The organism is Pantoea sp. M_9, assembly GCF_008631385.1.
GTDB classification, from domain to species: domain Bacteria; phylum Pseudomonadota; class Gammaproteobacteria; order Enterobacterales; family Enterobacteriaceae; genus Pantoea; species Pantoea eucrina.
In genome coordinates, this window is sequence record NZ_VWUF01000022.1 from 1 (window position 1) to 25,570 (window position 25,570).

A 25,570-nucleotide genomic window follows, 5' to 3' on the forward strand; every position below is an offset into this window, starting at 1 on the left:
TTTTTTACTGAGTGGCGAGTTTCTGTTCTTTTCGCTGCGATCGCGAGCGATCCGGTTAAATTTCACCTTGTTCAGCACTGCATTTAGCTGCACGCTGGGAATAATTGATAAAGGAGAAAGATCATGTCTGTAGCCCTGCGCCCCTATAAGTACTCTTTTCCGCAAACCGGCGAGCGTGTCATGGTAGATAGCAGCAGCGTTGTTGTGGGTGATGTCCGGTTAGATGATGATGTCAGTATCTGGCCGCTGGTCGCGATCCGCGGTGATGTTAATCACGTCATCATTGGTAAAAGAAGCAATATACAGGATGGCAGCGTTCTGCACGTCACGCATAAGTCAGCCACCAATCCCCAGGGTTATCCTTTACTCATTGGCGAAGATGTGACGGTCGGGCATAAGGCGATGCTGCATGGCTGTACTATCGGCGATCGCGTGCTGGTCGGCATGGGCTCAATCGTACTGGACGGGGCCATCGTTGAAGAGGATGTCATGATCGGGGCGGGCAGTCTGGTCCCCCCCGGCAAGCGTCTCGTTAGCGGCTATCTCTATTTAGGTAGTCCGGTGAAACAGATTCGCCCGCTTACTGACGCTGAAATTGCCGGCCTGCTTTACTCATCCGGCAATTACGTCAAATGGAAAGATGATTATCTGAATCAGGAGAGCCAGACCCAGCCCTGATCGCTGATGGCGTCCGTCAGAATAAGCTTTTCAGCTTCCTCTTCTATATCCCAGCGATGTGCGCAGAACAGCGCCATCGCCTCTCCCTCACCAAAACGTGCATGAAGCGCGGACTGAGAAATAGCACAGGTGATTCCCATGCCATTGACCAGAGCAGGAAAGATGACTGCCTGCTGCTGCCAATCCCAGCATTCCCGTTCAGGAAAATGAATCGCCTGATTCATGGCTGCATGGCTCGCTTTAACGTATCGATCACCGGCGTTATCTCCGGCATGACACCGTGCCAGAGATGAAAAGCGTGTGCAGCCTGTCCCACCAGCATGCCCGTGCCATCCGCCACGACGTCAGCGCCCTTCTGCTGGCACCATAGAAGAAAAGGCGTCAGGCCCGGCTGATAAAACATGTCATAGCAGCGTACCCGGCGCTCAATCAGCGTGGCAGGTAAAGGTGGGATGTCGCCTGCAACACCGCTGGAGGTGGCATTGATAATCAGATCAAAAGCCTGTGCACTGAGCCGGGCAAAGTTTACCGCCTCGATCTCTCCGCAGTGACTAAACTGTTGCGCCAGCTCTTCAGCACGGCTGGCGGTGCGGTTTACCACCACCAGCGAGCAGCCAGCCGCAAGCAGTGGCTGGATCACACCGCGCGCAGCCCCCCCTGCACCGACCAGCAGGATCCGATCGCCTGGCTGGATCATCTCCAGCCTTTGCAGATCGCTGAGCAGGCCGATCCCGTCGGTGTTATCCCCGAAAAGCGAGCCATCACTTCTCTTATGTAGCGTATTCACTGCGCCAGATAGCCTGGCGCGCTCACTCAGCGCGTCAGCCAGCGACCACGCCTGCTGTTTAAACGGCAGGGTCACGTTAGCCCCCCTCCCCGCCGCAGCGAAAAAGGCGCGCAGCGTCTGCGGAAAAGCATCCAGCGGCGCGCAGATTTGACCATAGCTGTGAGCTATACCGGTTTGCCGCGCAAATTCGCGATGAATAAAGGGGGACTTACTGTGCGCAATCGGATGGCCAAAAACGGCGAAGTTTTCCATCTGTCAGCCCTGGCGAATCAGTTCACCGCTGAGTACATCGCGGATCTCTGAAGGGTTAAGACGTCCTCCGGTGGCTGCCTGCAGCACCGGAAACGCAACGCCAAACTGCTCAGTGACTTCAGCAGCGGTGCGACAGGGCGGCATGCCGGTCAGGTTTGCGCTGGTAGAGACCAGCGGTTTGCCAAAAGCACGGCATAATGCCTGAACCTCAGAGTGATTACTGACGCGGATTGCCAGTGAATTGAAGCGCCCCGTCAGCCAGCGTGGTGTGCTGGATCTTGCTGGCACCACCCAGGTTACCGGACCAGGCCAGGAGGCAAACATACGTTCGCGCTGCTCCGCTGTCAGTTGCTCATCGTCAATATAGGGCGTCAGCTGGGTATAGTCAGCGGCAATGAGGATCAATCCTTTCTCGACCGGACGTTGTTTCAGCTGCAGCAGCGCCATCACTGCACGTTCGCTGTCAGGGTCGCAGCCAAGGCCAAATACGGCTTCGGTGGGATAGGCGATTACGCGCTGCTGCTTTAGCTGTTCAATGCAGAAGTCAGCGCTTCCTGGAATAGATTGAGACTGGTTCATGGTTACTCTTCATCTGGCACAACGGGCTTGCCGCAGCGTTTACTGGCGCAGAAACGCCTGACGCCCTGTGCAGTTTTCTTTTCTATTAGTAAGGGGAACTGGCAGTGCGGACACGTGCCGTCAACCGGCGTAGCGTTAATCGCAAACTGACACTCAGGATAGCGATCGCAGGCGTGAAACGTTTTGCCATAGCGCGAGCGTCGCTGGACCAGCTTACCGCTGGCGCACTGCGGACAGGCAATAGACGTCACGTCGGGTTTATCAACGGCTTCCGTATAGTGACACTCCGGATAACCGCTGCAGCTGATAAACATGCCAAACCGCCCCTGACGCAGTACTTTGTCTGCACCACACTGCGGGCAGGCATGCCCTTCCAGCACCTTAACGATATGGCCATCCGCCTGATTTTTCATCGGCCGGATATAGTCGCAGGCGGGATAGTTACTACAGCCCAGAAACGGGCCCGTTTTGCCAGAACGTATGACTAATTCTGCCCCGCACGCGGGGCAGGGTTCCTGTTTGCGCACGCTAAACAGCGCTGATTTATTCATATTACCCGGGGTATTCATTACAGATTAATGCAGCATACCTTCATTGACGTCGAATAACAGTTCTTCCATTTGCTGATAGGCATTTTCGCATCCCGGAATATTAAACAGCACCATCAGCACCACCCATTTCAGATCCTGCAGATCGAACTCCAGCGTATCAAGCGCCATGACCCGTTCGATAACCATTTCCCGCGTTTCCATGTTCAGTACCTGAATCTGCTCAAGGAACAGCACGAAACCGCGACACTCTGCATCTAAACGCTGGCTCTCTTCCTCAGTGTAGATACGCATAGAGAGAGGATCGTTTGCCAGTAATACCGGTGCGACCAGCCCCTCCTGGTAATCCGCCAGCCGTTCAAGCCAGTTCAGCGCATTATAGATATCTTCACGGTGAAAACCGGCGTCGGTTAGATCATCAGTGAGTTTATCCTGATCAACGCGCATCTCAGCTTCGTTATGAATATAGGTTTCAAACAAGTACATAAGTACGTCGAACATGGCATGCCCTCCTCAATCGGACATAGCCGCCGGGTACAGCTGCGATCCATCCTGCTAACTCCAGTTCGAGCAATTGTGCAGCGATGACTGGCACAGGTTGGCCGGCACGTTCAGCGACGACGTCAACAGGTGTAACCTCATCACCTACGTTAGCCAACGCGCTGAGAAATGGCAATGGAACATCGTCACTGAGTTGTGAATAAATTGTGTCCGATTGGTTTACGGGCAGCCACTGCAGCGTAGAGTGCAGATCCTCCAGAATATTATTGGGATGAGCAACCAGCAGTGCGCCCTGCTGTATCAGCCAGTGCACGCCTTCACTGCCGGCGTTACCCAGCGCACCGGGCAGCGCATAAATATTGCGGTTTTGCTCAAGTGCATAACGCGCCGTCACCAGCGAACCGCTTTTCAGCGACGCCTCTACCACCAGCACGCCATAGCTTAAGCCACTAATAATGCGGTTACGTCGCGGGAAGTTCACGCCATGTGGCGCACACGTCAGCGGCAGTTCAGAAATAAGCGCACCGCCGTGGCTGATTATGTCGCAGGCCAGCGCCTGATGCTGCTTTGGATAGAGACACTGTAATCCACTGCCCAGTACCGCCAGCGTCTTTCCTCCGGCAGCCAGCGCGGCACGATGCGCAATACCATCAATACCGCGCGCCAGTCCGCTGGTAATAGCCAGACCACTTACAGCCAGCTGCTGCGTAAACCACTCTCCCCACTCTTTCCCGTAAAGTGAGCAGTTGCGGCTGCCGACCACGGCAAGCTGAGGCTGAGTAAGCGCTGCTGCATCGCCAGCGACAAACAGCGCAGTCGGGTAGCGTGCGGTCTCTTTGAGCCGCTCCGGATAACGAGCATCTGTGCAGTCAATCAGGCTATGCTGCGGCTGCTCCAGCCACGCCAGTGTGTTATCACGCTGGCGCGGGCACAGCGTCAGGTAGTGCTGCCGCTGTTGTTCACTCATTCCCTGAGCGCGCAGCCACTCATCATCCACTCTGTCAGCAGCCTTTAACGCCGTCATAAAGCGGTGCGCTTTGTGACCGCTCAGGCCCCGTACGTTTGCTGCTCTGAGCACTCTTTCCAGCTTTTCCATTTTGCCTTCCATGACCGCCGTGTCTGTGCCGTGCAATGCTGTCAATCGGGCCCTGAAAAGTCTACAATATGAACCAGTAATCTTTTCTTTAACGCATATAGATCTGGATATTTATGTCAGTTTTGCAGGTATTACATTTTCCTGACGATCGCCTTCGCAAAATTGCTGCACCGGTTGCAGCAGTTGACGCCGGGGTTCAGCGTATCGTCGATGATATGTTTGAAACGATGTATGCCGAAGAAGGCATTGGCCTGGCGGCTACACAGGTTGATATCCACCAGCGTATTATCGTTATCGATGTCTCTGAAAATCGAGACGAGCGCCTGGTGCTTATCAATCCGGAGCTGCTGGAAAAAAGTGGCGAGACCGGTATCGAGGAAGGCTGCCTTTCTATTCCGGAACAGCGTGCATTTGTGCCGCGCGCCGAGCGCGTCAAAGTTCGCGCGCTGGATCGTGACGGTAACAGCTTTGAACTGGAAACGGATGGCCTGCTGGCAATCTGTATTCAGCATGAGATTGACCATCTGGACGGCAAACTGTTTATCGATTATCTGTCACCGCTGAAACGCCAGCGTATTAAACAGAAACTGGAAAAACTGGCTCGCCAGAATACCCGCGCATCCTGAGAGCGAACAGAAGGCTAAATTGTGTCTGCACCGTTGAAAATTATTTTTGCCGGTACACCTGACTTTGCAGCGCGTCACCTTGACGCGCTGCTTGCATCTGAGCATCAGGTAACCGGCGTCTTTACCCAGCCCGATCGTCCCGCCGGGCGCGGCAATAAACTCACTCCCGGCCCGGTAAAAGTGTTAGCACAGACGCACGGTATACCGGTTTTTCAGCCCAAATCCCTCAGGCCGGAAGAGAACCAGCAGCTGGTAGCCGATCTGCAGGCAGATATCATGGTCGTTGTGGCCTACGGGCTGATCCTGCCACAGGCAGTGCTTTCAATGCCCCGTCTCGGTTGCGTGAACGTTCACGGCTCGCTGCTGCCACGCTGGCGCGGCGCGGCGCCGATTCAGCGTGCACTCTGGGCTGGCGATAGCGAAACCGGTGTGACCATTATGCAGATGGATGCAGGCCTCGACACAGGCGATATGCTGCTCAAACTCAACTGCCCGATTGGTCCGGAGGATACCAGCGCTTCGCTTTACGATCGTCTGGCTGAACTGGGGCCGCAGGGCCTGCTGCAGACGCTGAATATGCTGGCGACCAATCGCGCACAGCCGGAAATCCAGGACAACGCTCTGGCGACCTACGCTGAAAAGCTCAGCAAAGAGGAAGCCCGGCTGGACTGGACGCTGCCGGCCGCGCAGCTTGAGCGCTGCATCCGTGCCTTTAATCCCTGGCCGGTAAGCTATTTTCTTATCGATAATCAACCGGTAAAAGTCTGGCAGGCAACGGTGCTACCGCATCAGGATAAACAGCCGGGCGAAATCCTGCACGCCGATAAACAGGGCATTCAGATCGCAACCGCAGATGGTGTTTTAAACCTGTTATCCCTGCAGCCAGCTGGCAAAAAACCTATGTCAGCTCAGGACCTGCTCAATTCACGTCGCGAATGGTTCACTCCCGGAACCGTTCTGGCCTGATCCTGTCGCCCGGCTCGCGCCGGGCCCAATTGCCTGATGAAATACTATGAAAAAAGCGACTAACCTGCGCAGCCTGGCGGCGCAACTGATCGAACGTGTGGTGGATAAAGGCGAATCGCTCAGCGCTATCCTTCCTGCCGCGCAAAAAACCGTGGCGGACAAAGATGGCGCCCTGCTGCAGGAGTTGTGCTTTGGCGTAACGCGCACATTACCCCAGCTGGAAGCGCTGATCGGCAAGCTGATGGAGCGCCCGTTAACCGGTAAACAGCGCGTGCTGCACTACCTGATTATGGTCGGCCTTTATCAGCTGCTTTATACGCGGATCCCGCCGCATGCCGCGCTGGCGGAAACCGTTGCCGGCGCAGAAGTCCTTAAGCGGGCTAACCTGAAAGGGCTGCTGAATGGTGTGTTACGCCAGTTTCAGCGTCAGCAGGAGAGCCTGCTGGCAGAAGTGGATCAGGCACCGCAACGCTATCTGCATCCTGGCTGGTTACTGAAACGCCTTCAGCACGCCTGGCCGCAGCAGTGGCAGGCGATTACCGAGGCCAATAATCAGCGTCCGCCAATGTGGTTGCGCGTCAATCGCCAGCATCATACGCGTGATGCCTGGCTGGCATTGCTGAATCAGGCGGATAAAAATGGCATCTGCGGCGATGCGCCGGATGCTGTACGTCTGGAATCACCGGCACCTGTAAGCCAGCTGCCGGGGTTTGATCAGGGATGGGTTACGGTTCAGGATCTTTCTGCGCAGCGTTGTGCACTGCTGCTCGAACCTCAGCCGGGCGAACATATACTGGATCTCTGTGCAGCACCGGGCGGTAAAACCACACATATCCTGGAAGTGGCACCGCAGGCCAGTGTGATGGCAGTTGATATCGATGAGCAGCGCCTGAGCCGCGTGAGGGAAAACCTGCTGCGCCTGAACATGACTGCAGAGGTGCGTCAGGGCGATGGCCGTACCCCTGCGGCCTGGTGTAACGATCTGACATTTGACCGTATTCTGCTTGATGCGCCCTGTTCTGCAACCGGCGTGATACGTCGCCATCCTGATATCAAATGGCTGCGCCGCGATCGGGATATTGCGGAGCTGGCAGCACTGCAGCGTGAAATCCTTGATGCCATCTGGCCACGTCTGAAATCAGGCGGCACGCTGCTGTATGCGACCTGTTCAGTATTGCCGGAAGAGAACCATGAGCAAATCCGCACGTTTCTTGCCGACCATGAGGATGCCATCGCGGTGCCACTGCCGCAGGGAGATGAATATGGCTGGCAGGTCTTTCCGCACGCTGACGGCGGTGACGGCTTTTTCTACGCTAAGCTGATAAAAAAATAGTGCGGCGCACGCTAATGAGAGCAACAGAGCGATGAAAATTATTATCCTCGGAGCCGGTCAGGTCGGCGGTACGCTGGCAGAGAATCTGGTGGGTGAAAACAATGACATCACCGTGGTAGACAGCGACCCTTCACGTTTACGCGTGTTGCAGGACAAATTTGACCTGCGCGTTGTTCACGGCCACGGTTCTCATCCGCGTGTGCTGCGCGAAGCGGGCGCAGAAGATGCCGATATGCTGGTTGCCGTAACCAGCTCGGACGAAACCAATATGATCGCCTGTCAGGTAGCTTACTCGCTGTTTAACACGCCAAACCGTATTGCGCGTATTCGTGCAGCGGACTATCTGCGCGATGGCGACAAATTGTTTACACCGGAAGCGGTGCCCATTGACCACTTAATCTCTCCTGAACAGCTGGTTATCGACAATATCTATCGTCTTATCCAGTATCCTGGCGCCCTTCAGGTGGTCAACTTTGCGGAAGGGAAAGTAAGCCTTGCCGTGGTTAAAGCCTATTATGGCGGCCCGCTGGTCGGCAATCCGCTCTCTATCATGCGTGAGCATATGCCGCACATCGATACGCGGGTTGCAGCTATTTTTCGTCAGGATCGCCCTATTCGTCCGCAGGGATCAACCATTGTAGAAGCGGGTGATGAAGTGTTCTTCATTGCTGCCAGCCAGCATGTTCGCGCGGTAATGAGCGAGATGCAGCGGCTGGAAAAGCCTTACAAACGCATCATGCTGGTAGGCGGGGGCAACATCGGTTTTGGTCTTGCACAGCGGCTGGAAAAACATTACAGCGTTAAACTTATCGAGCGTAATCAGCAGCGCGCCGCTGAACTGGCAGAAAATCTGCAGGACACCATCGTATTTTATGGCGACGCCTCCGATCAGGAGTTGCTGGCTGAAGAGCATGTGGACCAGGTTGATCTTTTTATTGCCGTGACCAATGACGATGAAGCCAACATTATGTCAGCCATGCTGGCTAAAAAGATGGGTGCGAAAAAAGTCATGGTGCTGATACAGCGTCGCGCCTATGTTGACCTGGTGCAGGGCAGCGTAATAGATATTGCCATCTCACCACAGCAGGCCACTATTTCTGCCCTGCTGAGCCATGTGCGCAAGGCGGATATTGTGGGCGTTTCGTCGCTGCGCCGCGGCATTGCAGAAGCGATTGAAGCGATTGCACATGGCGACGAGAGCACGTCACGTGTGGTTGGCCGGCAGATTGAGAATATTAAATTACCGCCCGGCACGCTGATTGGCGCCATCGTGCGCGGTGATGAGGTAATTATTGCTAATGCAAACGTCAGAATCGAACAGGGTGATCATGTAATCATGTTTCTGACAGACAAAAAATTTGTGCCGGATGTAGAACGACTGTTCCAGCCCAGCCCGTTTTTCCTCTGATAATCGCTGGACTGCATCTCCCTTCACGGCCTCGCTTTAATGCGCTGCAATAATGGAAAATGCGCTAAGGTTTGTTAGACTTTAGCGATTGGCTTAGGCAAGGGAGATAACCATGAGTTTATTCAAAGAGTTTCGCGATTTCGCTATGCGTGGCAACGTAGTGGATCTGGCAGTCGGTGTCGTGATTGGTGCTGCGTTTGGTAAAATTGTTTCATCATTAGTGGCGAATATCATCATGCCCCCGCTGGGCCTGCTGATTGGCGGCGTGGACTTTAAACAGTTCAGATGGGTGCTGAAACCGGCAGAGGGTGATGTTCCTGCTGTCGTAATGGAGTATGGCAATTTTATCCAGACCGTATTTGATTTTGTCATTATTGCATTCGCGATTTTCATGGCGATTAAAGTAATGAACAAACTCTATACCAAAAAAGAAGTAGAGAAGCCGGCACCGAAGCCTTCCAGCGAAGAAGTGCTGCTGACGGAAATCCGTGATTTACTGAAGCAGCAGAATACAAAGATCTGATAAAAAAGCCGCCTGGCTCAGGCGGCTTTTTTTATGTCATAGCAAAAGGCCAGTGATAAACAGTGTTGCTTATCGCTGGCCTCCCGCAGCTGTCCCTTTGCATGTTTCTCTTTACGCCGATAGCTACCCTTACCTTTCTGGTTACGCTCGATCCGCTGACGATAAAGCGGGTCATGCAGTAACGCCTCCAGCGCATTATCATTGATAATCCCTTTGCGATGCTGATAGTGACTCATACCTTTCTCCTGATAAATTTCGGGGGTAACTTTACTCTTTCTGTCCGGCGTTGCAATCTTTACCGCAGCACGCTTCTGGCTGCGGATCGTTCCCAGTCTCCAGCGCTTCAAGGATAGAACAACAGGCGGAGCTGTGTTGCTCGCCACAGCAGGTTTGCGCCAGCCGCAGCAGTGAGCGCTGAATGATCTGCAGTTCAGCGATAACATGATCAACCTCTTCCAGCCTGCTGGCCACGATCGCTTTCGACTCCTGACAGGTGTGATGATCGGGTTCGATCCTGATAGACAGTAATCCCCGGATCGCTTCCAGAGTGAAGCCAAGCTGACGTCCGTAACGAATAAACCGCAGACGCTGCAGATCCTTATCACTGTAAAGTCGAAAGCCGCCTTCGGTGCGCATCCTGTGCTCCATCAGCTGCTGCTTTTCATAAAAGCGAATGGTATCCGGCGTCACTTCCGCAAGCCGGGCGAGTTGACCAATGCGATACATACTATTCACCCTGCTTAAGACGTTGTGCAATATCAGCACGATAACGGCTGTATAAAAATTCGGTACTCAGGCCAGCCTGCTGCAGTTTATTTTCGAGGAGTATGAGGCGCCGGGATATTTCAGCGTGAGAAGGTTCCTCTGCCTCAAGCGTCTGCAGCAGCTTATGAAGTTCAAGCGCCTCTTTCCGCGCTTCGAGCTCAGGCGGAAGATAGCCGGCATTCTTTAACAGACGGTATGCGGTACGCAGTTCAGGGGAAACCGCGCTGTCATCATCCAGCTGTAACGGCGCACCCTCACCGGTAAGATTGCTTAGTTCGCCTTTTGCCTGAGCTTCACGAATGTGCTGTTCAGCCAGTTGATCGATTAACCACATAGCGCTCTCCTGTCGATATCTGACAATGACTCAGGAAATCATAGCGGATGACAAATTTCAGACAATAAAAAACCCGCCGGAGCGGGTTTTCTACGATACTGCAGATTACTCTGCAGCAGCTTCTGCTTGAGCTTCTGGACGATCAACCAGCTCGATGTAAGCCATCGGAGCGTTGTCACCAGCACGGAAGCCACACTTCAGAATACGAGTGTAACCACCGGCACGGCTCGCGAAACGCGGGCCCAGCTCGTTAAACAGTTTTGCCACGATCTCGTTATCACGAGTGCGGGCGAATGCCAGACGACGATTAGCTACGCTGTCGGTCTTGGCAAGAGTAATCAGCGGCTCAACTACGCGACGCAGTTCTTTGGCTTTCGGCAGAGTCGTTTTGATGATCTCATGACGAACCAGAGAACCAGCCATGTTGCGGAACATAGCCTGACGATGGCTGCTGTTGCGGTTCAGTTGACGACCACTCTTACGATGGCGCATGACCTTATCCTTCTCAGTGAAACCTTACCTGTGATCGGGTTATTCATCAGCGATGCTTGCTGGTGGCCAGTTTTCCAGGCGCATGCCCAGAGACAGACCACGTGAAGCGAGCACATCTTTAATCTCAGTAAGAGATTTTTTACCGAGGTTAGGCGTTTTAAGCAGCTCAACCTCAGTACGCTGTACCAGATCACCGATGTAGTGGATAGCTTCTGCCTTAAGGCAGTTAGCAGAGCGGACAGTCAATTCCAGATCGTCAACAGGGCGCAGCAGGATCGGATCGAATTCTGGTTTCTCTTCTTTCACTTCCGGCTGACGTACGTCACGTAAATCAACGAAAGCTTCCAGTTGTTCTGCCAGGATGGTGGCCGCACGACGAATCGCCTCTTCAGGATCGATTGTGCCGTTGGTTTCCATTTCGATGACCAGCTTGTCCAGGTCGGTGCGCTGCTCTACACGCGCTGCTTCAACATTGTAGGCGATACGGTCTACAGGGCTGTAGCAAGCGTCGACCAGCAGGCGGCCGATTGGGCGCTCATCTTCTTCCGAATGAATTCGGGCAGACGCCGGCACATAACCACGACCACGCTGAACTTTGATGCGCATGCTAATAGATGCGTTTTCATCGGTCAGATGGCAGATCACATGCTGCGGCTTGACGATTTCGACATCACCATCATGGGTGATGTCGGCTGCAGTCACAGGGCCAATGCCAGATTTATTCAAAGTAAGGATGACTTCATCTTTACCCTGAACTCTTACCGCCAGCCCTTTCAGGTTGAGCAGGATTTCCAGGATATCTTCCTGAACGCCCTCTTTGGTGGAGTACTCGTGCAGCACGCCATCAATTTCAACCTCGGTCACCGCGCAACCCGGCATGGAAGAAAGCAGAATACGGCGCAGTGCGTTACCAAGAGTATGGCCAAAGCCACGCTCTAATGGTTCAAGGGTCACCTTGGCGTGCGTCGAACTCACTTGCTCGATATCTACCAGGCGCGGTTTTAGAAACTCTGTCACAGAACCCTGCATTGTGTCCTCTCTTTGGTACTAAGCTTTACTTAGAGTAAAGCTCGACGATCAGGTGTTCGTTAATGTCCGCAGACAGATCAGTACGCTCAGGCATACGCTTGAACACACCTTCCATCTTGGTCGCATCAACTTCCAGCCAGGTTGGCTTTTCACGCTGCTCAGCCAGCTCCAGAGCGGCCTTCACGCGAGATTGCTTTTTGGCTTTCTCACGGATGCTTACGACATCATTCGGAGATACCTGATAAGAAGCGATGTTAACAACGCGGCCATTTACCAGAATAGATTTGTGGCTAACCAGCTGACGTGCTTCTGCACGAGTGGCGCCAAAGCCCATACGGTAAACTACGTTATCCAGACGACCTTCCAGCAGAGCTAACAGGTTTTCACCGGTGTTGCCTTTCAGACGTGCTGCTTCTTTATAGTAGTTACGGAACTGACGCTCCAGCACGCCGTACATACGACGAACTTTCTGCTTTTCACGTAACTGACCGCCGTAATCAGACAGACGCGGTTTACGCGCACCATGCTGACCAGGGGCTTGTTCAATTTTGCACTTGGAATCAATCGCGCGAACGCCAGACTTAAGGAATAAGTCGGTACCCTCGCGACGGCTCAGCTTGAGCTTAGGACCCAAATATCTTGCCATTTTCTTTCTCCAACTAACCTAAAAAACGGGGCGTTATACGCGACGTTTTTTCGGCGGACGACAACCGTTGTGAGGGATCGGAGTCACATCAGTAATATTCGTGATGCGGAAACCAGCAGCGTTCAGAGCACGAATCGTAGATTCGCGGCCTGGACCTGGACCCTTAACCATAACTTCCAGGTTCTTAATACCGTAATCTTTTACCGCTTCTGCACAGCGCTCTGCAGCGACCTGAGCAGCGAATGGAGTAGATTTACGTGAACCGCGGAAACCGGAACCACCGGCGGTTGCCCAACCCAGCGCGTTACCCTGACGATCGGTAATGGTTACGATGGTGTTGTTAAAAGACGCATGGACATGAGCCACGCCATCTGAGACTTGTTTTCTTACACGCTTACGTGCACGAACTGGTGCCTTTGCCATTATTTACTCACCCCGATTATTTCTTGATCGGTTTACGCGGACCCTTACGGGTACGTGCGTTGGTCTTAGTACGCTGACCGCGAACCGGCAGACCACGACGATGGCGTAAACCACGGTAGCAACCAAGGTCCATAAGACGCTTGATGCTCAGGGTGATTTCACGGCGCAGATCACCTTCAACAACGAATTTACCAACTGCTTCACGCAGCTGATCAATCTGTTCTTCAGACAGCTCACTGATCTTAACATTTTCAGCAATGCCCGTTTCAACGCAGATAGCTTTGGAACGAGTTTTGCCGATACCGAAGATCGAAGTTAATGCGATAACGGTATGTTTATGATCAGGAATGTTAATGCCTGCTATACGGGCCACTATGCACTCCTATAATTAAATAAATGCGAACCATGCTGAAAAGCCCGTTTTCAGGATACTCAAATGGAAACGCATCGACATACAAAAGATTGGCTGGCTAATCTAGCCAGCTCAACCCGACTTTGCAAGAAAAATATGTGACTTAATCAGCCCTGGCGCTGTTTATGCTTAGGCTCGGCGCTGCAGATCACACGTACGACACCGTCGCGACGAATGATTTTGCAGTTACGACATAATTTCTTGACGGAAGCACGAACTTTCATTTTTACTCTCCGTAACTTCTCAAGCTACTGAATTAACGGCCATAGCCTTTCAGGTTAGCTTTTTTCAATGCAGACTCATACTGACTAGACATCATCAGAGTTTGCACTTGAGCCATAAAGTCCATGATGACGACCACTACAATCAGCAGTGAAGTACCGCCGAAGTAGAAGGGAACCTTCATGGCATCACGCATGAACTCCGGGATCAGGCAGATAAAAGTAATATACAGCGCACCGATTAAGGTGAGTCGTGTCATAACTTTATCGATATACTTCGCCGTTTGCTCTCCCGGACGAATTCCCGGTACGAATGCACCAGACTTCTTCAGGTTATCTGCTGTTTCACGCGGGTTAAACACCAACGCCGTATAGAAGAAACAGAAGAAGATGATTGCAGTCGCATAGAGTAGCACATAAAGCGGCTGTCCTGGCTGCAAATACAGCGAAATTGTTGTCAGCCAGTTCCAACCACTACCGCTCCCGAACCAGGATGCTATCGTTGCCGGGAACAGAATAATGCTGGAAGCGAAGATAGCTGGAATGACACCTGCCATATTCACTTTCAACGGTAAATGTGTGCTCTGTGCAGCATATACACGACGCCCCTGCTGACGCTTAGCGTAGTTGACCACGATACGACGCTGGCCACGCTCAACGAAAATAACAAAGAACGTCACTGCAAATACAAGAACTGCAACCAACAGCAACAGAAGAAAGTGCAGGTCGCCTTGCCGCGCTTGCTCGATGGTATGGCCAATGGCCGGCGGAAGACCCGCAACAATACCTGCGAAGATAATGATTGAGATACCGTTACCGATACCTCGTTCAGTAATCTGTTCGCCCAGCCACATCAGGAACATTGTCCCGGTAACCAGACTCACAACAGCGGTAAAGTAGAATGCGAAGCCCGGATTTAACACCAGGCCCTGCATTCCTGGCATATTCGGCAGACCGGTAGCGATACCGATCGACTGAAATATGGCCAGAACCAGAGTGCCGTAGCGGGTGTACTGGCTAATCTTACGACGGCCAGCTTCACCCTCTTTCTTAATCTCTGCCAGGGCGGGATGAACCACCGTCAGCAGCTGGATAATAATAGAGGCCGAAATATACGGCATAATACCCAGCGCGAAGATTGAGGCACGACTGAGAGCACCACCAGAGAACATGTTAAACATTTCAATGATGGTGCCACGCTGTTGCTCAAGCAGTTTGGCAAGTACAGTGGCATCGATACCGGGGATTGGAATAAAAGAGCCAATGCGGAAGACAATCAGTGCACCGATTACAAACAATAGTCTGCGCTTCAGTTCACCAAAGCCCCCTTTGGCGCTTTGAAAATCTAATCCCGGTTGCTTTGCCATCTGCTACTTATTCCTCGATTTTACCGCCAGCAGCTTCGATTGCAGCACGAGCACCTTTGGTGACACGCAGTCCACGAATCGTTACCGGTGTAGTAACTTCACCAGACAGAATCACTTTCGCGAATTCAATCTGAACACCGATGATGTTGGCTGCTTTCAGCGTGTTCAGGTCAACAATACCGCCTTCCACTTTCGCCAGATCAGACAGACGAACTTCAGTCGTCACGAATGATTTGCGTGAAGTGAAGCCGAACTTCGGCAGACGACGGTACAGAGGCATCTGACCACCCTCGAAACCACGACGTACGCCACCGCCAGAACGTGAGTTCTGACCTTTGTGACCACGACCGCCGGTTTTGCCGAGGCCAGAACCGATACCACGACCCAGACGCTTGGAAGCGTGTTTAGACCCTTCGGCCGGAGACAGAGTGTTTAAACGCATCTCTTACTCCTCCACTTTCAGCATGTAGGAAATCGCGTTGACCATACCGCGTACAGCAGGCGTGTCTTCACGCTCAACGGTGTGACCAATACGACGCAGACCCAGGCCAATCAGAGTGGCTTTGTGCTTAGGCAGGCGGCCGATTGAACTGCGGGTTTGTGTAATTTTAATAGTCTTAGCCATCGTGATTACCCCAGAATTTCTTCAACGGATTTACCACGCTTGGCAGCGACCATTTCCGGAGATTTCATATTGCCCAGGCCATCAATAGTTGCACGAACCACGTTGATCGGGTTGGTGGAACCATATGCTTTAGCCAGAACGTTATGAACTCCAGCGACTTCCAGGACGGCGCGCATTGCACCACCGGCGATGATACCGGTACCTTCAGAAGCCGGCTGCATGAACACACGAGAACCCGTGTGTGCACCTTTTACAGGGTGCTGCAGGGTGCCGTGAGTCAGCGCGACGTTAATCATATTGCGACGGGCTTTTTCCATCGCTTTCTGGATCGCTGCTGGAACTTCACGCGCTTTACCGTAACCAAAACCTACGCGGCCGTTACCATCACCCACTACAGTCAGTGCGGTGAAGGAGAAAATACGACCACCTTTCACAGTTTTAGAAACACGGTTTACCGCGATCAATTTTTCCTGCAGTTCGCCAGCTTGTTTCTCGATGTGTGCCATCTTAGACCTCTACCTTAGAACTGAAGGCCAGCTTCACGAGCAGCATCTGCAAGTGCCTGGACGCGACCATGATATTGGAACCCGGAACGATCGAAAGAAACATCTTTGATGCCTTTTTCGATAGCGCGCTCAGCCAGAGCTTTGCCTACAGCTGCAGCGGCGTCTTTGTTACCGGTATACTTCAGTTGTTCAGCGATAGCTTTTTCTACAGTAGAAGCAGCAACCAGAACTTCGGAACCGTTCGGGGCGATTACCTGTGCGTAAATATGACGCGGGGTACGATGTACCACCAGGCGAGTAGCACCCAGCTCTTTGAGCTTGCGACGTGCACGGGTCGCACGACGGATACGAGCAGATTTCTTATCCATAGTGTTACCTTACTTCTTCTTAGCCTCTTTGGTACGCACGACTTCGTCGGCGTAACGAACACCCTTGCCTTTGTAAGGCTCAGGACGACGGTAGGCGCGCAGATCAGCTGCAACCTGTCCGATAACCTGCTTATCAGCGCCTTTCAGCACGATTTCAGTTTGAGTCGGACATTCAGCAGTGATGCCGGCCGGCAGTGCATGTTCAACAGGGTGAGAGAAGCCCAGGGCCAGACTCACAGAGTTGCCTTTAACAGCTGCACGATAACCAACACCAACCAGTTGCAGCTTCTTAGTGAAGCCGTCGGTAACACCGATAACCATGCCGTTCAGCAGTGCACGAGCAGTACCTGCCTGTGCCCAACCATCCGCATAACCTTTGCGTGGAGCAAAAGTCAGGGTGTTGTCTTCCTGCTTGATTTCAACAGCATTGTTGATAGTACGAGTCAGCTCGCCGTTTTTGCCTTTGATCGAAACTTCCTGACCGTTGAGTTTTACCTCTACGCCGGCAGGAATAACGACAGGTGCTTTTGCAACACGAGACATTTTATTCCTCCGATTACGCTACGTAGCAGATAATTTCGCCACCAAGACCAGCCTGGCGCGCTGCACGATCAGTCATGACACCTTTAGAGGTAGAAATTACAGCAATACCCATACCAGCCATCACTTTTGGCAGCTCATCTTTTCTTTTATAGATGCGCAGACCAGGACGGCTAACACGTTGAATGCTTTCTACAACAGCTTTACCCTGGAAATACTTAAGAGTCAGTTCCAGTTCCGGCTTGATGTCGCCTTCGATTTTAAAATCTTCAATATAGCCTTCTTCCTTCAGCACGTTGGCAATTGCCACTTTCAGCTTGGAGGAAGGCATAGAGACCGCAACTTTGTTCGCGGCCTGACCGTTACGGATACGGGTCAGCATATCCGCGATCGGATCTTGCATGCTCATCTGTGTTACTCCCGTGATTCAAATGGTGACAATTACCAGCTAGCCTTTTTAAGACCCGGGATTTCACCGCGCATAGCGGCTTCACGGACCTTGATACGGCTCAACCCAAACTTCCGCAGGAAACCGTGCGGACGACCTGTCTGACGGCAGCGGTTACGCTGACGGGAAGGGCTGGAATCACGCGGCAGACTCTGCAGCTTGAGAACGGCATTCCAACGATCTTCGTCAGATGCGTTCACATCAGAAATGATTGCTTTCAGCTCAACGCGTTTTGCGAAGAACTTGTCTGCTAATTTCACACGCTTAACTTCGCGTGCTTTCATAGATTGCTTAGCCATTAAGTAACCCTACCTTACTTGCGGAACGGGAAGTCAAAGGCAGCCAGCAGTGCACGGCCTTCATCATCAGATTTCGCAGTAGTGGTAATGGTAATATCCAAACCACGAACGCGATCGACTTTGTCGTAGTCGATTTCTGGGAAGATGATCTGCTCACGTACGCCCATGCTGTAGTTACCACGACCGTCGAAAGACTTCGCAGAAAGACCGCGGAAGTCACGAATACGTGGTACAGCAATAGTGATCAGACGCTCAAAGAACTCCCACATGCGTTCGCCACGCAGAGTTACTTTACAGCCGATCGGATAGCCCTGACGGATTTTGAAGCCTGCAACTGATTTGCGTGCTTTGGTGATCAGCGGTTTTTGACCGGAGATTGCTGCCAGATCGGCTGCTGCGTTATCCAGCAGTTTCTTGTCAGCGATCGCTTCACCAACACCCATGTTCAGGGTGATCTTCTCGACCCGAGGGACTTGCATGACAGAATTGTAGCCAAACTCTGTCATGAGTTTCTGGACTACTTCGTCTTTGTAGTAATCATGCAGTTTCGCCATCGTACTACTCCAAATTACTTGATAGTTTCGCTGTTAGACTTGAAGAAACGGACTTTTTTGCCGTCTTCGAATCTAAAGCCTACACGGTCAGCCTTGCCGGTTGCCGCATTGAAGATTGCAACGTTAGAAACCTGAATTGCAGCTTCTTTTTCAACGATGCCACCTGGCTGGTTCAGAGCCGGAACCGGCTTCTGGTGTTTCTTAACCAGGTTGATACCTTCAACGATGACTTTACCAGAAGTCAGGACGTTCTTAATTTTACCGCGCTTACCTTTGTCTTTACCGGTAAGAACAATAACTTCGTCGTTACGACGGAATTTAGCTGCCATTGCTCGCTCCTTAGAGTACTTCTGGTGCCAGAGAGATAATTTTCATGAACTTTTCATTGCGAAGTTCACGAGTTACCGGCCCAAAAATACGCGTTCCGATTGGCTGCTCACTGTTATTGTTCAGAATAACGCATGCATTGCCATCGAAGCGAATGACAGAACCGTCCGGGCGACGAACACCCTTCCTGGTGCGCACCACTACCGCTTTCAGGACATCACCTTTTTTCACCTTGCCACGAGGAATTGCTTCCTTGATGGTCACTTTGATGATATCGCCGACGCCTGCGTAGCGACGGTGCGAGCCACCCAGAACCTTGATACACATTACGCGACGTGCACCGGAGTTGTCGGCGACGTTCAGCATAGTCTGTTCTTGGATCATTTTAGTGCTCCGCTAATGTCAACTACTACTTCGGGACCCAAACCTCAGGTCGTTAAAAAGCCCCATAATTGAGGGCGCGGCATTATAACACCGGATCTCGCAGATGGGTAGAAAAAATGAACGGCTCGCGAGAGCCGTTCATTTTGTTTTTAGAGGAAACGAATTCTATTACAGAATCGCTTTCTCTACAACGCGAACCAGAGTCCAGGACTTAGTCTTGGAAAGTGGACGGGTTTCGCGGATCTCAACCACGTCACCAATACCACACTCATTGTTCTCGTCATGGATGTGCAGCTTAGTCGTACGTTTGATGAATTTACCGTAGATCGGGTGCTTCACGAAACGTTCGATAGCGACAACAGCAGATTTCTGCATTTTGTCACTAACAACACGACCTTGCAGAGTACGGATTTTATCGGTCATTACGCCGCCTTCTCAGTCAGTAAAGTCTTAACGCGCGCAACATCGCGGCGAACTTGCTTCAGCAGATGGGTCTGCTGCAGCTGGCCAGATGCTGCCTGCATGCGCAGGTTAAACTGCTCACGCAGGAGGTTAAGCAGCTCAGTGTTCAGCTCTTCAACGCTTTTTTCACGCAGCTCAGTTGCTTTCATTACATCACCGTCTTAGTTACAAAGGTGGTTTTGATAGGCAGTTTTGCTGCTGCCAGCTTGAAGGCTTCACGGGCCAGCTCTTCCGGTACGCCGTCCATTTCATACAGGACTTTACCAGGCTGAATCAGGGCAACCCAATACTCAACGTTACCCTTACCTTTACCCATACGCACTTCCAGCGGCTTCTCGGTGATCGGTTTGTCCGGGAATACACGGATCCAGATCTTACCTTGACGCTTAACTGCACGGGTCATAGCACGACGTGCTGCTTCGATCTGACGAGCGGTCAGACGACCACGGCCAACAGCTTTCAGACCGAAAGTACCGAAGCTAACATCCGTACCCTGCGCCAGACCGCGGTTACGGCCTTTATGCACTTTACGGAATTTTGTACGCTTTGGTTGTAACATCAGCGACTCTCCTTACTTACGGCCTTTACGCTGCTGCTTTTTAGGTTGAGCAGCCGGTTCCGGTTGTTCAACAGCAGCCATACCACCCAGGATCTCACCTTTGAAGATCCATACCTTAACGCCGATTACACCATAAGTGGTGTGCGCTTCAGAGGTGTTGTAGTCAATGTCCGCACGCAGAGTGTGCAGCGGTACGCGACCTTCACGATACCATTCGGTACGTGCGATCTCAGCACCACCCAGACGGCCGCTGACTTCAACTTTAATACCTTTAGCGCCCAGACGCATTGCGTTCTGTACAGCACGCTTCATAGCACGACGGAACATCACACGACGCTCCAGCTGTGAAGTGATGCTGTCAGCAACCAATTTAGCGTCCAGTTCCGGTTTACGGACTTCGGCGATATTGATCTGAGCAGGAACGCCAGCGATATTCGCGACGACCGTACGCAGTTTTTCTACGTCTTCACCTTTCTTACCGATAACGATACCCGGGCGAGCGGTGTGAATGGTCACACGGATGCTCTTAGCCGGACGCTCGATAACGATACGAGATACAGACGCTTTAGCCAGTTCTTTAGTCAGGAACTGACGTACTTTAAAATCGCTGTCGAGGTTGTCAGCGAATTCTTTGGTGTTCGCAAACCAGGTAGAGTTCCATGGTTTTACAATACCCAGGCGAATACCATTAGGATGTACTTTCTGACCCATTGCTAGTCTCCAGAGTCTCAGCGATCGGACACAACCACAGTAATGTGGCTGGTGCGCTTCAGGATGCGATCTGCACGACCTTTTGCACGCGGCATAATGCGCTTCATGCTTGGGCCTTCGTCTACGAAAATTTTCGCAACTTTCAGATCGTCGATATCAGCGCCATCGTTGTGTTCGGCGTTAGCAATGGCAGATTCCAGGACTTTCTTAACCAGTACAGCCGCTTTCTTGTTGGTGTAAGTCAGAATATCCAGAGCCTGCGACACTTTCTTACCGCGAATCAGGTCTGCCACCAGGCGAACCTTCTGAGCAGAAGAACGAGCATGGCGATGTTGAGCAATAGTTTCCATCTCTTCCTCCTACTTATTTCTTCTTGGCTTTCTTATCTGCAGCATGGCCGCGATAAGTACGTGTCGGTGCGAATTCGCCCAGCTTGTGACCAACCATTTCGTCGGAAACAAAGACTGGAACGTGCTGACGACCATTATGGACAGCGATGGTCAAACCGATCATGTTAGGGAAGATCGTTGAACGACGGGACCAAGTGCGCAGGGGCTTCTTGTCACCGCTTTCCACCGCTTTCTCTACCTTCTTCAGCAAGTGCAGGTCAATAAAAGGACCTTTCTTGAGAGAACGTGGCATGGCTTATCCTCTAAAATTATTTGCTACGGCGACGTACGATAAATTTATCAGTACGCTTGTTGCTACGGGTCTTCTTACCTTTGGTCTGAACGCCCCACGGTGAAACCGGGTGCTTACCAAAGTTACGACCTTCACCACCACCGTGCGGGTGATCGACTGGGTTCATCGCAGTACCGCGAACGGTAGGACGAACACCGCGCCAACGGGCTGCACCGGCTTTACCCAGAACGCGCAGCATGTGCTCAGCGTTACCGACTTCGCCCAGGGTTGCGCGGCAGTCAGATTCGACTTTACGCATTTCGCCTGAACGCAGACGCAGGGTCACGTAAGAACCTTCACGCGCAACGATCTGCACGTAAGCACCAGCAGAGCGAGCAATCTGACCGCCTTTGCCTGGTTTCATTTCTACGTTATGCACGGTAGAACCAACTGGGATGTTACGCATCGGCAGGGTGTTACCTGCTTTGATCGCAGCATCAACGCCAGACTGAATCTGGTCGCCAGCTTTCAGGCCTTTAGGGGCCAGAATGTAACGGCGCTCGCCATCTTTGTACAGAACCAGTGCGATGTTCGCAGAACGGTTCGGATCGTACTCAAGACGCTCAACAACTGCCGGGATACCATCTTTGTTGCGTTTGAAGTCAACAATACGGTAAGCCTGCTTGTGACCACCACCGATATGACGGGTAGTGATACGACCATTGTTGTTACGACCACCGGATTTGCTGTTTTTTTCAACCAGCGCGGCAAATGGTTTGCCTTTGTGCAGCTCAGGGTTCACCACTTTAACTACGTGGCGACGACCCGGAGATGTCGGTTTACATTTAACAACTGCCATTGTCTTTCTCCTCCGACTTACTCAGCGCCGCCGACGAAGTCCAGGTTCTGGCCTTCCTTCAGGGTAACGTAAGCTTTTTTCCAGTCGTTACGACGACCGATACGCTGTCCGTGACGCTTAACTTTACCCTTAACAACCAGGGTGTTTACGTCTTTAACTTCTACTTCGAACAGTTTCTCAACAGCAGCAACGATCTCTGCTTTGGTCGCATCTTTCGCAACTTTGAGAACGATGGTGTTGGTTTTTTCCATCGCGGTTGATGCTTTTTCAGATACGTGCGGCGCGCGCAGTACTTTCAGCAGACGTTCTTCACGGATCATGCCAGCATCTCCTCAACTTGCTTAACTGCTTCAGCAGTCATAACGACTTTGTCGAAGGCGATCAGGCTAACTGGGTCGATACTTGCTGCGTCACGCACGTCAACCTTGTACAGGTTACGCGCAGCCAGGAACAGATTTTCATCCAGTTCACCGGTGATGATCAGCACGTCTTCCAGCGCCATGTCTTTCAGTTTCTGTACCAGCAGCTTGGTTTTCGGTGCTTCTACAGAGAACGACTCGACAACGATCAGACGGTCCTGACGTACCAGCTCGGACAGAATGCTTTTCAGCGCGCCGCGGTACATCTTTTTGTTAACTTTTTGACTGTGGTCCTGTGGACGAGCAGCGAAGGTCACGCCACCTGAACGCCAGATCGGGCTCTTAACAGAACCTGAACGCGCACGGCCGGTACCTTTCTGGCGCCACGGCTTTTTGCCTGAACCAGTTACTTCAGCACGAGTCTTCTGCGCACGAGTACCCTGACGAGCACCTGCGGCATAAGCAACAACAACCTGGTGAACCAGCGCTTCGTTGAAATCACGACCGAAGGTAGTTTCGGAAACAGTCAGCGCGCTCTGCGCGTCTTTCAGTACTAATTCCATTGCTATCCCCTTACGCCTTCACAGCTGGTTTAACAATCAGGTCGCTGCCGGTTGCACCCGGAACAGCACCTTTGACCAGCAGCAGGTTGCGCTCAGCGTCAACACGTACTACTTCCAGGCTCTGAACGGTTACGCGCTCGTTACCCAGCTGACCAGCCATTTTCTTGCCTTTGAACACTTTGCCCGGAGTCTGGTTCTGACCGATAGAACCCGGAACGCGGTGAGACAAGGAGTTACCGTGTGTAGCGTCCTGGGTACGGAAGTTCCAGCGCTTAACGGTACCTGCGAAACCTTTACCTTTAGAGGTACCGGTAACGTCTACTTTTTTAACGTCAGCGAAAATTTCAACACTGATGCTCTGACCTACGGAGTACTCTTCACCTTCGGTGCGGAATTCCCACAGACCACGGCCAGCTTCAACGCCAGCTTTAGCAAAATGACCTGCTTCCGGCTTGCTCACACGGTTTGCTTTTTTAGCACCGGTGGTAACCTGGATCGCCTGGTAACCATCGTTTTCCAGACCTTTGACCTGGGTAACGCGGTTTGCTTCAACTTCGATTACGGTTACTGGGATTGAAACGCCTTCTTCAGTGAAGATGCGAGTCATGCCCACTTTTTTACCGACTAAACCAATCATTGTATCAACCTCTCAATCGCTCGATGACCTGATTAACCCAGGCTGATCTGCACGTCAACACCGGCAGCCAGATCCAGACGCATCAGAGCATCAACGGTTTTTTCAGTTGGCTCAACGATGTCTACCAGACGCTTGTGAGTGCGGATTTCGTACTGATCGCGCGCATCTTTGTTAACGTGCGGAGAGATCAGAACGGTGAAGCGCTCTTTGCGGGTTGGCAGCGGAATTGGACCACGAACCTGCGCACCAGTGCGCTTGGCAGTCTCAACGATTTCCGCGGTTGATTGATCGATCAGACGATGATCAAACGCTTTAAGACGGATACGGATTCTTTGGTTCGACATGAGACCAAGGCTCCAAACATTTTATAAACGAAAAAAATTACTACCCACACCCATTACGATTGATGGGGGAGTGTAATCGTTCAGCATATAACTCCCCAATTGGGAGTATTGTCAGGCGACACACCTAGCACTGTCGCCTGCGATTCTGCTCGAATCGCGCCATACCAATGTCGGCAGGCCGGCGTATTATACGTAATTACGCTCAGGAAGCAACCCGTGCTCTGTTTTTAACCATAAAAATTCAGGCAAAAGAAAACCCGCCGGGCATGACTGCGGGGCGGGTTTACAGAACAGGTATGCGCAGGCCGCTATTCGTCCGCCTTTTCGCTGATTTGCGACTGCAGATAGTTCTGCAGGCCGATTTTCTGAATCAGATCGAGTTCGGTTTCCAGGAAGTCGATGTGATGTTCTTCGTCAGCCAGAATTTCAATCATCATATCCCGACTCACGTAATCGTGAACTTTATCCGCCCAGGCAATAGCTTCACGCAGGTCTTTTGCACCTTCCAGCTCCAGCTGCAAATCGGATTGCAGCATTTCAGGTACATCCTCACCTATGCGCAGACGTCCCAGATCCTGCAGATTGGGGATACCTTCGAGAAAGAGAATACGCTCAATGTATTTGTCGGCATGCTTCATCTCATCGATCGATTCGTGGTATTCGATATCGTTGAGGCGCATCAGCCCCCAGTTTTTAAACATGCGCGCATGCAGAAAATACTGGTTAATCGCGACCAGCTCATTTCCAAGCAGTTTGTTGAGATGTGCAATGACTTTGACGTCGCCCTTCATATCACCCCTCCCCTCTTCAGTTAACCAGATAGTAGATGCAGGGAGAAAGAAGTCAAAAAGGCGTGACAGTTTTTGTGGGTATTACGACATTCTGCGCGTAATGTCAGGCGATCTCTTTATAGAGCGGTGCATGCTGCAGTTCATCATCCATGATTTCACGCGCTGCCCGAATGCATTTACCACACTGCTTCCCGACAGGGACCAGCTGGCGCAGCTGCTGGATCGATTTTGGCTGATAGCGGCGCACCACCTCACGCAGCGTTTTATCACTTACACCATTACACAGACAAACGTACATTTCAGATTCGACTCCGGTACAATTTCTGATCAAAGTGTAAATGAGAATGGTTGTTATTACAACGCAGCGTTTATAGGGTTATCGATTGGTACGCTGGTTTTTGGCAGGCAAAAAAAAGAGCACCGAAGTGCTCTTTCTGATTGCTACGGCAGCAGTAAAAAACCGCTGCCGGCGTTAACACAATTAAGCGATAACAGAAGCAACAACGCCCGCGCCAACGGTACGGCCGCCTTCGCGGATTGCGAAGCGCAGACCCTGGTCCATCGCGATTGGGTGGATCAGGGTAACAACCATCTTGATGTTGTCGCCCGGCATGACCATCTCAACGC

45 protein-coding genes and 1 pseudogene are annotated in these 25,570 nt (G+C 52.0%); 6 read left to right on the forward strand and 40 right to left on the reverse strand.

The window, feature by feature from the left end; genetic code table 11:
• The first annotated feature begins 123 nt into the window (after nt 1-123).
• Nucleotides 124-678 (forward strand): gamma carbonic anhydrase family protein, encoded by a 555-nt coding sequence (locus F3I15_RS17460; protein ID WP_150018765.1) that lies wholly within the window; start codon nt 124-126, stop codon nt 676-678.
• Here F3I15_RS17460 and F3I15_RS17465 read toward each other — a convergent pair.
• Genes F3I15_RS17465 through dprA form a run of 6 tightly spaced genes read right to left on the reverse strand, consistent with a single transcriptional unit; the run spans nt 654 to nt 4,441 of the window.
• Nucleotides 654-902, reverse strand: coding sequence for a DUF1488 domain-containing protein (locus tag F3I15_RS17465; RefSeq protein WP_150018766.1), 249 nt, complete (start codon nt 900-902; stop codon nt 654-656). The two genes, F3I15_RS17460 and F3I15_RS17465, sit on opposite strands and share 25 nt — an antisense overlap.
• Nucleotides 899-1,717: a shikimate dehydrogenase gene (aroE, locus tag F3I15_RS17470; protein WP_150018767.1), complete on the reverse strand. Its 819-nt coding sequence runs from the start codon at nt 1,715-1,717 to the stop codon at nt 899-901. Before aroE ends, F3I15_RS17465 begins: the two co-directional genes overlap by 4 nt.
• A gap of 3 nt (nt 1,718-1,720) precedes the next feature.
• Nucleotides 1,721-2,296: an L-threonylcarbamoyladenylate synthase type 1 TsaC gene (tsaC, locus tag F3I15_RS17475; protein ID WP_150018768.1), complete on the reverse strand. Its 576-nt coding sequence runs from the start codon at nt 2,294-2,296 to the stop codon at nt 1,721-1,723.
• 2 nt (nt 2,297-2,298) lie between these two features.
• The gene (locus F3I15_RS17480; protein WP_150018769.1) at nt 2,299-2,847 is read right to left on the reverse strand and encodes a type I DNA topoisomerase; all 549 of its coding nucleotides are present in this window, start codon (nt 2,845-2,847) and stop codon (nt 2,299-2,301) included.
• Nucleotides 2,848-2,871: 24 nt separating this feature from the next.
• Nucleotides 2,872-3,345 (reverse strand): DUF494 family protein Smg, encoded by a 474-nt coding sequence (gene smg, locus F3I15_RS17485; RefSeq protein WP_039380755.1) that lies wholly within the window; start codon nt 3,343-3,345, stop codon nt 2,872-2,874.
• Complete coding sequence (gene dprA, locus F3I15_RS17490) at nt 3,317-4,441, reverse strand: DNA-protecting protein DprA (RefSeq protein ID WP_150018770.1); 1,125 nt, start codon at nt 4,439-4,441, stop codon at nt 3,317-3,319. The genes smg and dprA overlap by 29 nt, the downstream gene beginning before the upstream one ends.
• Before the next feature lie 113 nt (nt 4,442-4,554).
• Here dprA and def point away from each other — a divergent pair, with 113 nt between their 5' ends.
• From def to mscL, 5 genes are all read left to right on the forward strand, one after another.
• Nucleotides 4,555-5,067 carry a peptide deformylase gene (gene def, locus F3I15_RS17495; protein WP_039380757.1) on the forward strand — a complete coding sequence of 171 codons (513 nt, stop codon included), beginning with the start codon at nt 4,555-4,557 and terminating at the stop codon, nt 5,065-5,067.
• A gap of 21 nt (nt 5,068-5,088) precedes the next feature.
• Nucleotides 5,089-6,033, forward strand: coding sequence for a methionyl-tRNA formyltransferase (gene fmt / locus F3I15_RS17500; RefSeq protein ID WP_150018771.1), 945 nt, complete (start codon nt 5,089-5,091; stop codon nt 6,031-6,033).
• Nucleotides 6,034-6,079: 46 nt separating this feature from the next.
• Nucleotides 6,080-7,366 (forward strand): 16S rRNA (cytosine(967)-C(5))-methyltransferase RsmB, encoded by a 1,287-nt coding sequence (gene rsmB / locus F3I15_RS17505; RefSeq protein ID WP_150018772.1) that lies wholly within the window; start codon nt 6,080-6,082, stop codon nt 7,364-7,366.
• Nucleotides 7,367-7,397: 31 nt separating this feature from the next.
• A complete protein-coding gene (gene trkA / locus F3I15_RS17510) occupies nt 7,398-8,774 on the forward strand; it encodes a Trk system potassium transporter TrkA (RefSeq protein WP_150018773.1) in 1,377 nt (458 codons plus the stop codon).
• Between the two features lie 112 nt (nt 8,775-8,886).
• Complete coding sequence (mscL, locus tag F3I15_RS17515; RefSeq protein WP_039380768.1) at nt 8,887-9,297, forward strand: large-conductance mechanosensitive channel protein MscL; 411 nt, start codon at nt 8,887-8,889, stop codon at nt 9,295-9,297.
• A gap of 17 nt (nt 9,298-9,314) precedes the next feature.
• Here mscL and F3I15_RS17520 read toward each other — a convergent pair whose 3' ends face one another.
• The 34 genes and pseudogenes from F3I15_RS17520 to tuf form a co-directional block, all read right to left on the reverse strand.
• Nucleotides 9,315-9,533 (reverse strand): alternative ribosome-rescue factor A, encoded by a 219-nt coding sequence (locus F3I15_RS17520; RefSeq protein WP_150018774.1) that lies wholly within the window; start codon nt 9,531-9,533, stop codon nt 9,315-9,317.
• A gap of 31 nt (nt 9,534-9,564) precedes the next feature.
• Nucleotides 9,565-10,023, reverse strand: coding sequence for a Zn(2+)-responsive transcriptional regulator (gene zntR / locus F3I15_RS17525; RefSeq protein WP_150018775.1), 459 nt, complete (start codon nt 10,021-10,023; stop codon nt 9,565-9,567).
• A gap of 1 nt (nt 10,024) precedes the next feature.
• Complete coding sequence (locus tag F3I15_RS17530) at nt 10,025-10,396, reverse strand: DUF1992 domain-containing protein (RefSeq protein ID WP_150018776.1); 372 nt, start codon at nt 10,394-10,396, stop codon at nt 10,025-10,027.
• 105 nt (nt 10,397-10,501) lie between these two features.
• Nucleotides 10,502-10,888 (reverse strand): 50S ribosomal protein L17, encoded by a 387-nt coding sequence (gene rplQ, locus F3I15_RS17535; RefSeq protein ID WP_003850180.1) that lies wholly within the window; start codon nt 10,886-10,888, stop codon nt 10,502-10,504.
• A gap of 39 nt (nt 10,889-10,927) precedes the next feature.
• Nucleotides 10,928-11,917 (reverse strand): DNA-directed RNA polymerase subunit alpha, encoded by a 990-nt coding sequence (gene rpoA / locus F3I15_RS17540; RefSeq protein ID WP_007891688.1) that lies wholly within the window; start codon nt 11,915-11,917, stop codon nt 10,928-10,930.
• Between the two features lie 25 nt (nt 11,918-11,942).
• On the reverse strand, nt 11,943-12,563 hold the full coding sequence (gene rpsD, locus F3I15_RS17545; protein ID WP_039380782.1) for a 30S ribosomal protein S4: 621 nt from the start codon (nt 12,561-12,563) through the stop codon (nt 11,943-11,945).
• 33 nt (nt 12,564-12,596) lie between these two features.
• Nucleotides 12,597-12,986 carry a 30S ribosomal protein S11 gene (gene rpsK, locus F3I15_RS17550; protein ID WP_004160563.1) on the reverse strand — a complete coding sequence of 130 codons (390 nt, stop codon included), beginning with the start codon at nt 12,984-12,986 and terminating at the stop codon, nt 12,597-12,599.
• 16 nt (nt 12,987-13,002) lie between these two features.
• On the reverse strand, nt 13,003-13,359 hold the full coding sequence (gene rpsM, locus F3I15_RS17555) for a 30S ribosomal protein S13 (RefSeq protein ID WP_039380785.1): 357 nt from the start codon (nt 13,357-13,359) through the stop codon (nt 13,003-13,005).
• A 146-nt stretch (nt 13,360-13,505) separates the two neighbouring features.
• Nucleotides 13,506-13,622: a 50S ribosomal protein L36 gene (rpmJ, locus tag F3I15_RS17560; protein ID WP_004160566.1), complete on the reverse strand. Its 117-nt coding sequence runs from the start codon at nt 13,620-13,622 to the stop codon at nt 13,506-13,508.
• Nucleotides 13,623-13,654: 32 nt separating this feature from the next.
• Nucleotides 13,655-14,986 (reverse strand): preprotein translocase subunit SecY, encoded by a 1,332-nt coding sequence (secY, locus tag F3I15_RS17565; RefSeq protein WP_039380787.1) that lies wholly within the window; start codon nt 14,984-14,986, stop codon nt 13,655-13,657.
• A 7-nt stretch (nt 14,987-14,993) separates the two neighbouring features.
• Complete coding sequence (gene rplO / locus F3I15_RS17570) at nt 14,994-15,428, reverse strand: 50S ribosomal protein L15 (RefSeq protein WP_039380790.1); 435 nt, start codon at nt 15,426-15,428, stop codon at nt 14,994-14,996.
• 3 nt (nt 15,429-15,431) lie between these two features.
• On the reverse strand, nt 15,432-15,611 hold the full coding sequence (rpmD, locus tag F3I15_RS17575; protein WP_039380794.1) for a 50S ribosomal protein L30: 180 nt from the start codon (nt 15,609-15,611) through the stop codon (nt 15,432-15,434).
• Nucleotides 15,612-15,616: 5 nt separating this feature from the next.
• Nucleotides 15,617-16,117: a 30S ribosomal protein S5 gene (gene rpsE / locus F3I15_RS17580; protein WP_013510759.1), complete on the reverse strand. Its 501-nt coding sequence runs from the start codon at nt 16,115-16,117 to the stop codon at nt 15,617-15,619.
• Between the two features lie 14 nt (nt 16,118-16,131).
• The gene (gene rplR, locus F3I15_RS17585) at nt 16,132-16,485 is read right to left on the reverse strand and encodes a 50S ribosomal protein L18 (RefSeq protein ID WP_013510760.1); all 354 of its coding nucleotides are present in this window, start codon (nt 16,483-16,485) and stop codon (nt 16,132-16,134) included.
• 9 nt (nt 16,486-16,494) lie between these two features.
• Nucleotides 16,495-17,028 carry a 50S ribosomal protein L6 gene (gene rplF, locus F3I15_RS17590; protein WP_039380801.1) on the reverse strand — a complete coding sequence of 178 codons (534 nt, stop codon included), beginning with the start codon at nt 17,026-17,028 and terminating at the stop codon, nt 16,495-16,497.
• A gap of 13 nt (nt 17,029-17,041) precedes the next feature.
• Nucleotides 17,042-17,434, reverse strand: coding sequence for a 30S ribosomal protein S8 (gene rpsH / locus F3I15_RS17595; RefSeq protein ID WP_065648467.1), 393 nt, complete (start codon nt 17,432-17,434; stop codon nt 17,042-17,044).
• A 32-nt stretch (nt 17,435-17,466) separates the two neighbouring features.
• Nucleotides 17,467-17,772, reverse strand: a complete 306-nt coding sequence (gene rpsN, locus F3I15_RS17600; protein WP_039380805.1) for a 30S ribosomal protein S14 — start codon at nt 17,770-17,772, stop codon at nt 17,467-17,469.
• A gap of 14 nt (nt 17,773-17,786) precedes the next feature.
• On the reverse strand, nt 17,787-18,326 hold the full coding sequence (gene rplE / locus F3I15_RS17605; protein WP_013510763.1) for a 50S ribosomal protein L5: 540 nt from the start codon (nt 18,324-18,326) through the stop codon (nt 17,787-17,789).
• Nucleotides 18,327-18,340: 14 nt separating this feature from the next.
• The gene (gene rplX / locus F3I15_RS17610; protein WP_150018777.1) at nt 18,341-18,655 is read right to left on the reverse strand and encodes a 50S ribosomal protein L24; all 315 of its coding nucleotides are present in this window, start codon (nt 18,653-18,655) and stop codon (nt 18,341-18,343) included.
• A gap of 10 nt (nt 18,656-18,665) precedes the next feature.
• Nucleotides 18,666-19,037 carry a 50S ribosomal protein L14 gene (rplN, locus tag F3I15_RS17615; protein ID WP_038629760.1) on the reverse strand — a complete coding sequence of 124 codons (372 nt, stop codon included), beginning with the start codon at nt 19,035-19,037 and terminating at the stop codon, nt 18,666-18,668.
• A 168-nt stretch (nt 19,038-19,205) separates the two neighbouring features.
• Nucleotides 19,206-19,460 (reverse strand): 30S ribosomal protein S17, encoded by a 255-nt coding sequence (gene rpsQ, locus F3I15_RS17620; RefSeq protein ID WP_010618568.1) that lies wholly within the window; start codon nt 19,458-19,460, stop codon nt 19,206-19,208.
• Entirely contained in the window at nt 19,460-19,648 is a 189-nt protein-coding gene (rpmC, locus tag F3I15_RS17625) for a 50S ribosomal protein L29 (protein ID WP_021508217.1), read from the reverse strand. Before rpmC ends, rpsQ begins: the two co-directional genes overlap by 1 nt.
• Nucleotides 19,648-20,058 (reverse strand): 50S ribosomal protein L16, encoded by a 411-nt coding sequence (gene rplP / locus F3I15_RS17630; protein ID WP_002438716.1) that lies wholly within the window; start codon nt 20,056-20,058, stop codon nt 19,648-19,650. The genes rpmC and rplP overlap by 1 nt, the downstream gene beginning before the upstream one ends.
• Before the next feature lie 12 nt (nt 20,059-20,070).
• A complete protein-coding gene (rpsC, locus tag F3I15_RS17635) occupies nt 20,071-20,769 on the reverse strand; it encodes a 30S ribosomal protein S3 (RefSeq protein WP_009087585.1) in 699 nt (232 codons plus the stop codon).
• Nucleotides 20,770-20,786: 17 nt separating this feature from the next.
• Nucleotides 20,787-21,119 (reverse strand): 50S ribosomal protein L22, encoded by a 333-nt coding sequence (gene rplV / locus F3I15_RS17640; RefSeq protein WP_007891659.1) that lies wholly within the window; start codon nt 21,117-21,119, stop codon nt 20,787-20,789.
• Between the two features lie 13 nt (nt 21,120-21,132).
• Nucleotides 21,133-21,411, reverse strand: a complete 279-nt coding sequence (gene rpsS, locus F3I15_RS17645) for a 30S ribosomal protein S19 (protein ID WP_001138115.1) — start codon at nt 21,409-21,411, stop codon at nt 21,133-21,135.
• A 16-nt stretch (nt 21,412-21,427) separates the two neighbouring features.
• On the reverse strand, nt 21,428-22,249 hold the full coding sequence (gene rplB / locus F3I15_RS17650) for a 50S ribosomal protein L2 (protein ID WP_039380813.1): 822 nt from the start codon (nt 22,247-22,249) through the stop codon (nt 21,428-21,430).
• Nucleotides 22,250-22,266: 17 nt separating this feature from the next.
• Nucleotides 22,267-22,569, reverse strand: a complete 303-nt coding sequence (rplW, locus tag F3I15_RS17655) for a 50S ribosomal protein L23 (RefSeq protein WP_065648466.1) — start codon at nt 22,567-22,569, stop codon at nt 22,267-22,269.
• Entirely contained in the window at nt 22,566-23,171 is a 606-nt protein-coding gene (gene rplD, locus F3I15_RS17660) for a 50S ribosomal protein L4 (protein WP_039380819.1), read from the reverse strand. Before rplD ends, rplW begins: the two co-directional genes overlap by 4 nt.
• A 10-nt stretch (nt 23,172-23,181) precedes the next feature.
• Nucleotides 23,182-23,808, reverse strand: a complete 627-nt coding sequence (rplC, locus tag F3I15_RS17665; RefSeq protein ID WP_071668687.1) for a 50S ribosomal protein L3 — start codon at nt 23,806-23,808, stop codon at nt 23,182-23,184.
• 32 nt (nt 23,809-23,840) lie between these two features.
• Entirely contained in the window at nt 23,841-24,152 is a 312-nt protein-coding gene (gene rpsJ, locus F3I15_RS17670; RefSeq protein WP_006120582.1) for a 30S ribosomal protein S10, read from the reverse strand.
• A 308-nt stretch (nt 24,153-24,460) separates the two neighbouring features.
• Nucleotides 24,461-24,943: a bacterioferritin gene (bfr, locus tag F3I15_RS17675; protein WP_039380825.1), complete on the reverse strand. Its 483-nt coding sequence runs from the start codon at nt 24,941-24,943 to the stop codon at nt 24,461-24,463.
• A gap of 103 nt (nt 24,944-25,046) precedes the next feature.
• Nucleotides 25,047-25,241, reverse strand: a complete 195-nt coding sequence (bfd, locus tag F3I15_RS17680; protein WP_039380828.1) for a bacterioferritin-associated ferredoxin — start codon at nt 25,239-25,241, stop codon at nt 25,047-25,049.
• Between the two features lie 183 nt (nt 25,242-25,424).
• A pseudogene (tuf, locus tag F3I15_RS17685) lies at nt 25,425-25,570 on the reverse strand (elongation factor Tu); the annotation flags it as partial.